General features: G+C 65.5%; 4 protein-coding genes. 3 read left to right on the plus strand and 1 reads right to left on the minus strand.

Annotated elements, in window-relative coordinates; translation table 11 throughout:
• The 3 genes from VGF12_RS14780 to VGF12_RS14790 all read left to right on the plus strand — a co-directional run.
• Positions 1-367: glycosyltransferase (locus VGF12_RS14780; protein ID WP_331176804.1), on the plus strand; the 367-nt coding region annotated here is incomplete at its 5' end.
• Complete coding sequence (locus tag VGF12_RS14785; protein WP_331176805.1) at positions 364-1,668, plus strand: putative O-glycosylation ligase, exosortase A system-associated; 1,305 nt, start codon at positions 364-366, stop codon at positions 1,666-1,668. The genes VGF12_RS14780 and VGF12_RS14785, both read left to right, overlap by 4 nt.
• Entirely contained in the window at positions 1,668-2,615 is a 948-nt protein-coding gene (locus tag VGF12_RS14790; RefSeq protein ID WP_331176806.1) for a polysaccharide deacetylase family protein, read from the plus strand. Before VGF12_RS14785 ends, VGF12_RS14790 begins: the two co-directional genes overlap by 1 nt.
• A gap of 22 nt (positions 2,616-2,637) precedes the next feature.
• Here the strand turns inward: VGF12_RS14790 and VGF12_RS14795 are convergent, their stop codons facing one another.
• Positions 2,638-4,314, minus strand: coding sequence for an asparagine synthase C-terminal domain-containing protein (locus VGF12_RS14795; protein ID WP_331176807.1), 1,677 nt, complete (start codon positions 4,312-4,314; stop codon positions 2,638-2,640).
• Positions 4,315-4,585 lie beyond the last annotated feature (271 nt).

Below are 4,585 nucleotides of genomic sequence, written 5' to 3' on the forward strand. Positions count from 1 at the left end.
GGCGCGCGTGCCCGAGCTGTCCATGGCCTTCGACATCGCCCTGCAGACGGCCCTCGTGCCCTATGCCTCGCCTCTGTGCCTGTTCGAGTACCTTGCGCTGTCCAAGACCATCGTCGCCCCGGATCAGCCGAACCATCACGAGATCCTGAGCCATGGCGTCAATGCCTGGCTGTATGACCCGGCCGATCCACAGGGCATCGAGAAGGCCCTGGAGACGCTGGCCACCGATCCGGCCTTGAGCGCACGCATCGCCAGCGCCGCGCGCGACGTCATTGCCGACAAGCAATTGACCTGGGAGCAGCATGCCAGGCGCGTCGCCGGGCTGATGAGCGCACGACTGGCAAAGGACGCAGGGACGGCGTCATGAGTACCCTGGTCATCGGTCTACCCATCCTGATGCTGGTGCTTTACGGCATCCGCCACCCCTGGATCGGGATCCTCGGTTGGACCTGGGTCAGCCTGATGAACCCGCACACGTTCAGCTGGCGCCTGTCGAGCATGCCGGTAGCAGCCGCGATGGCGGGCTCGGTGTTGCTGGGCCTGCTGGTGACATCGGACAAGCGCGACTTCTCGACGACCCGCGAGAGCCGCGTGCTGATGTTGTTCATGGCTTGGATGTGCATCACACTGCCGTTCTCCTATGCCTTCGAGGAGAGCTATGCGCTCTGGAATCGGGTGATGAAGATCGACCTGATGATCCTTGTCGCGCTGGTCGTTCTGCACTCGCGCAAGCACATCATGGCCCTGGTCTGGGTGTTGGTAGCCTCGATCGGCTTCTACGGCGTCAAGGGCGGCCTGTTCACCATTGCAACGGGTGGCTCTTACCGCGTGTGGGGGCCGGAAGGGACTTACATCGGCGGCAACAACGAAGTCGCGCTGGCGCTGGTCATCACCATTCCACTGATGCGCTTCCTGCAGATGACCACGGACAAGGTCTGGCTCAAGCGGGCCTTGCTGGTCTCCATGCTGCTGTGCGCCGCTGCGGCGCTGGGCAGCCAGTCGCGGGGTGCGTTGCTGGCGATCGCCGCGATGGCGACGGTCATGTGGTGGCGGGGAAACAACCGCCTGCAGGTCGGCCTGGTCATGGTGGTGTTGGGCCTGGTGGCGGTCATGCTCATGCCGGATCACTGGACCGAGCGCATGCACACCATTCGCACCTATGACCAGGATGATTCGGCCAACCAGCGCCTGAACGCCTGGATGATGGCCTGGAACATCGCCAAGGACAATCTGTTCGGCGCGGGCTACATGGTGTCCATCCCTGATGTCTGTGTCCGCTATTCACCCATCCCCACGGATTGCCGGGCAGCGCACAGCATCTACTTCATGGTCCTGGGCGAGCATGGTTTCATCGGCCTGTTCCTGTTCCTGCTGATGTGGATCCTTGTCTGGCGCACGGCAGGACGTCTGCGCATTGATGCGGCCAAGCAGCCCGAGTCGGCCTGGCTGGCGCCGCTGGGCGCGATGGCACAGGTGAGCCTGGCCGGCTATGCCGTCGGTGGTGCCTTCCTGAGCCTGTCGTACTACGACCTGCCGTACAACGTGATGGTGCTGGTCATCCTGGGACGACGCTGGCTGGATCGCAAGGCCTGGATTGAAGAAGCCAGGGAAGCGGAGCGGGCAGAAGCCGAGAAGCAGAAGAAGTCCATGCAGGCGAAAGCGGGCTGATGCTGCTCAAGACCCTGCTCTCGCTGGCCTCGCCGGCCGGGCCCAAGGCTCGGTTGTCGGTGCTGATGTTCCATCGCGTCACGCCGCAGCCCGATTCGATCTTTCCGGACGAGATGCATGCCGAGCGCTTCGACGTGCTGTGTGCCAGCCTCAAGCGCTGGTTCAACGTCCTCCCATTGGATGAGGCGGCACGCCGGCTTCGCGAGGGCGCGCTGCCCAGTCGGCCCCTTTGCATCACCTTCGACGACGGCTATGCCGACAACCGGGAGGTCGCGCTGCCCATCCTGCAGCGCCATGGTCTCAGTGCGGCCTTTTTCATCTCCACCGGTTTCCTGGATGGCGGCCGGATGTGGAACGACAGCCTGATCGAGACCGTGCGCGCCTGTCGGCTGCCCGAGCTGGATCTTGAGACACTGGGTCTGGGGCGCCATGCGCTGGGCAATGCCACGCAGAAGCGGCAGGCGGCGCAGGCACTGATCCGCCAGGTCAAGTACCAGCCCGTGGAACGGCGCCTCGAGCTTTGCGAGTTGATCGCCGAGCGGGCCGGCGTCGACCTGCCCACTGATCTCATGATGAGTTCGGCCCAGGTGGTCGAGTTGCACCGCGCCGGCATGCAAATCGGCGCCCACACGCTGTCGCATCCGATCCTGGCCTCTCTCGACGAGGCTGCCGTGCGCGCCGAGGTGCTCGGCAGCAAGGAGCGGTTGGAGCAGTTGCTGGGCGAGCGCGTCAGCCTGTTTGCCTACCCGAACGGCAAGCCGGGCGAGGACTATTCACCCGCCAATGCCGAGCTGGTCCGCGGGCTCGGCTTCGATGCAGCCGTCAGCACCGAATGGGGGACGACGCGCTGCGGCGACGACCTGATGCAGATCCGACGCTTCACGCCCTGGGACCGCTCGCCGACGCGATTTGGCTGGCGACTGCTGGCCAACCTGCGCGACGGCTGAGGCCGCCGCGGGCGATCGCTGTTCAGGCCAGGCGGTAGTTCGGCGCCTTGGCGGCGAGCCATTGCTCCAGCATCATCAGGATCCAGATCATCTCGCCGAAGTAGCCCGCGTGCTGGCTCAGTCGCTCGTTCAGCAGGCTCTCGACGAACTCGCGGCGCACGATGCCGCGGTCGGCCAACCCGTGCAGCGACCTTCCGGCCAGCGCCTTCAGTCCGTCGTGTCGCGCGGTCCAGACGCCGAACGGCAGTCCGAACCCCTGCTTCTTCTTGGTGATGATCTCGTCCGGCAGGAAGCCACGCAGCGCTTCCTTGAAGAACCAGCGCAGACGCAGCCCCTTCAGCTTGAAGTCCGGGCGCAGCCGTTCCGAGAATGCCAGCAGTTCGTCGTCCAGCATCGGAAAGCCAACGCTGAGTCCGGCGAGGCCGGTGGTGCCGACGACCTTGGGCAGGTCGCAGTCGGCCAGCGTGTAGCGCCAGTCGAAGGCCAGCATCCGGTTGACCAGGTTGCCGGTCTTTGCCTGCGGCCAGAGCGCACGTTGCTGCTGCGCCGGTCCGTCGATATTCACGGCCGCCAGCATCTGCGGCGTCAGCACGTCCTGCAAGCCCAGATGGAACAGCAGGTTGTAGGTCATCAGGCGATCGGGCATGGGAACCTTGGCCTGGTTCACATAGCTGGCACCCTTCTTGACCAGCGGGATCTTCTGGACCGCGGCGAGGTCGCTGACCGGCTCGAGCAGGCCGCGTCGCAAGACACCGGGGATGCGTCCGTACCAGTCGAACACGGTCTGCTTGGCATATCGCGTGTTGCCGCCGAAGAGTTCGTCGCCGCCGTCGCCCGCCAGAATGTGGCTGACACCATCGTCGCGAGCCATCTTGGCGCAGTAATAGGCGGGCAGGGCGGAGGAGTTGCCGAACGGCTGGTCGTAGTGCGCGGCGACCGCCGGGATGCTGGCGACCAGGTCCGCGGGGGACACGTAGTACTCGTGGTGGTCCGTCTTGAAATGTCGAGCGGCCAGGCGCGCGTACTCCATCTCGTCATAGCCTTCGGCGTCGAAGCCGATCGAGTAGCTTGCGGCAGGACGCTCGCCCACCAGGCCGATCATGCCGGCCACGGTCGAGCTGTCGGTGCCGCCACTCAGGAAGCAGGCCGCCTTGCTCCCGTCCAACTGGCCGGCGACTGCACTGCGCAGCACGCCCCGGAACTCCTCGGCCAGAACGGGGAAGGACTCGCGGCTGTCTTCCGAAAAGGTCGGCACCCAATAGGGCTCGACGCTCAGCCGCCCGGCCTCGAAGACCGCCACATGGCCGGCCGGCAGCCGCTGCACGCCCTGGAAGATCGTCCGCGGCGACGGGATCACGTGGAAATACAGGTAGTCGAAGATCGCCTGCGGGTCCAGCGTCCGGGCGTCGTCTGCCAGGGCATCGGCACGCGGCGCGAAGCGGAGCTGGCCGTCATCGATCCGGTAGCAGAGGCTGTCGATGGAGAAGCGGTCTACGGCGAGCACGCAGCGGCCGTCAGCCATCTGCACGGCCACCGCGAAACGACCCGTTACGCCGCTCAGCACGTCGGCGGCCGGGCGTCCGTCCGAGAAGGCCTGCTTCCAGGCGGCAAGCACGCCCTGGTCGGCGGCGAGTGTCGCCAGGCGGGTGTCGGAGAAGCGGGGCGAGCCCAGTGCGAACGACAAGTCTTGTTCAGGCATGGCTTGGGAACGTTTGGCAGGACATCGGAAATCAGTAAAGAGGTGCAGGCGGATCGGACCCCCGCGGCGGCATCCATGGGTGGCGGCTTCGGCTTTCCAGCCTCGGCGGCTCTCCGTCGGGCAGCGGCACCTGAACAGCCATGCCGCGCAGGCGGGAGTGTCGCCTAAGGCGGCGGTCGGTCGGCATTGTCGACACCGGTTTTGCGGTGGTCATCATGGTGTTGTTGAGGAAGTCTCAGTTGACCGTTGCTGGCCATGCCGAACCTGCGGT

The sequence above is a fragment of the Roseateles sp. genome, from assembly GCF_036404855.1.
In the GTDB taxonomy this organism is placed as follows: domain Bacteria; phylum Pseudomonadota; class Gammaproteobacteria; order Burkholderiales; family Burkholderiaceae_C; genus Pelomonas.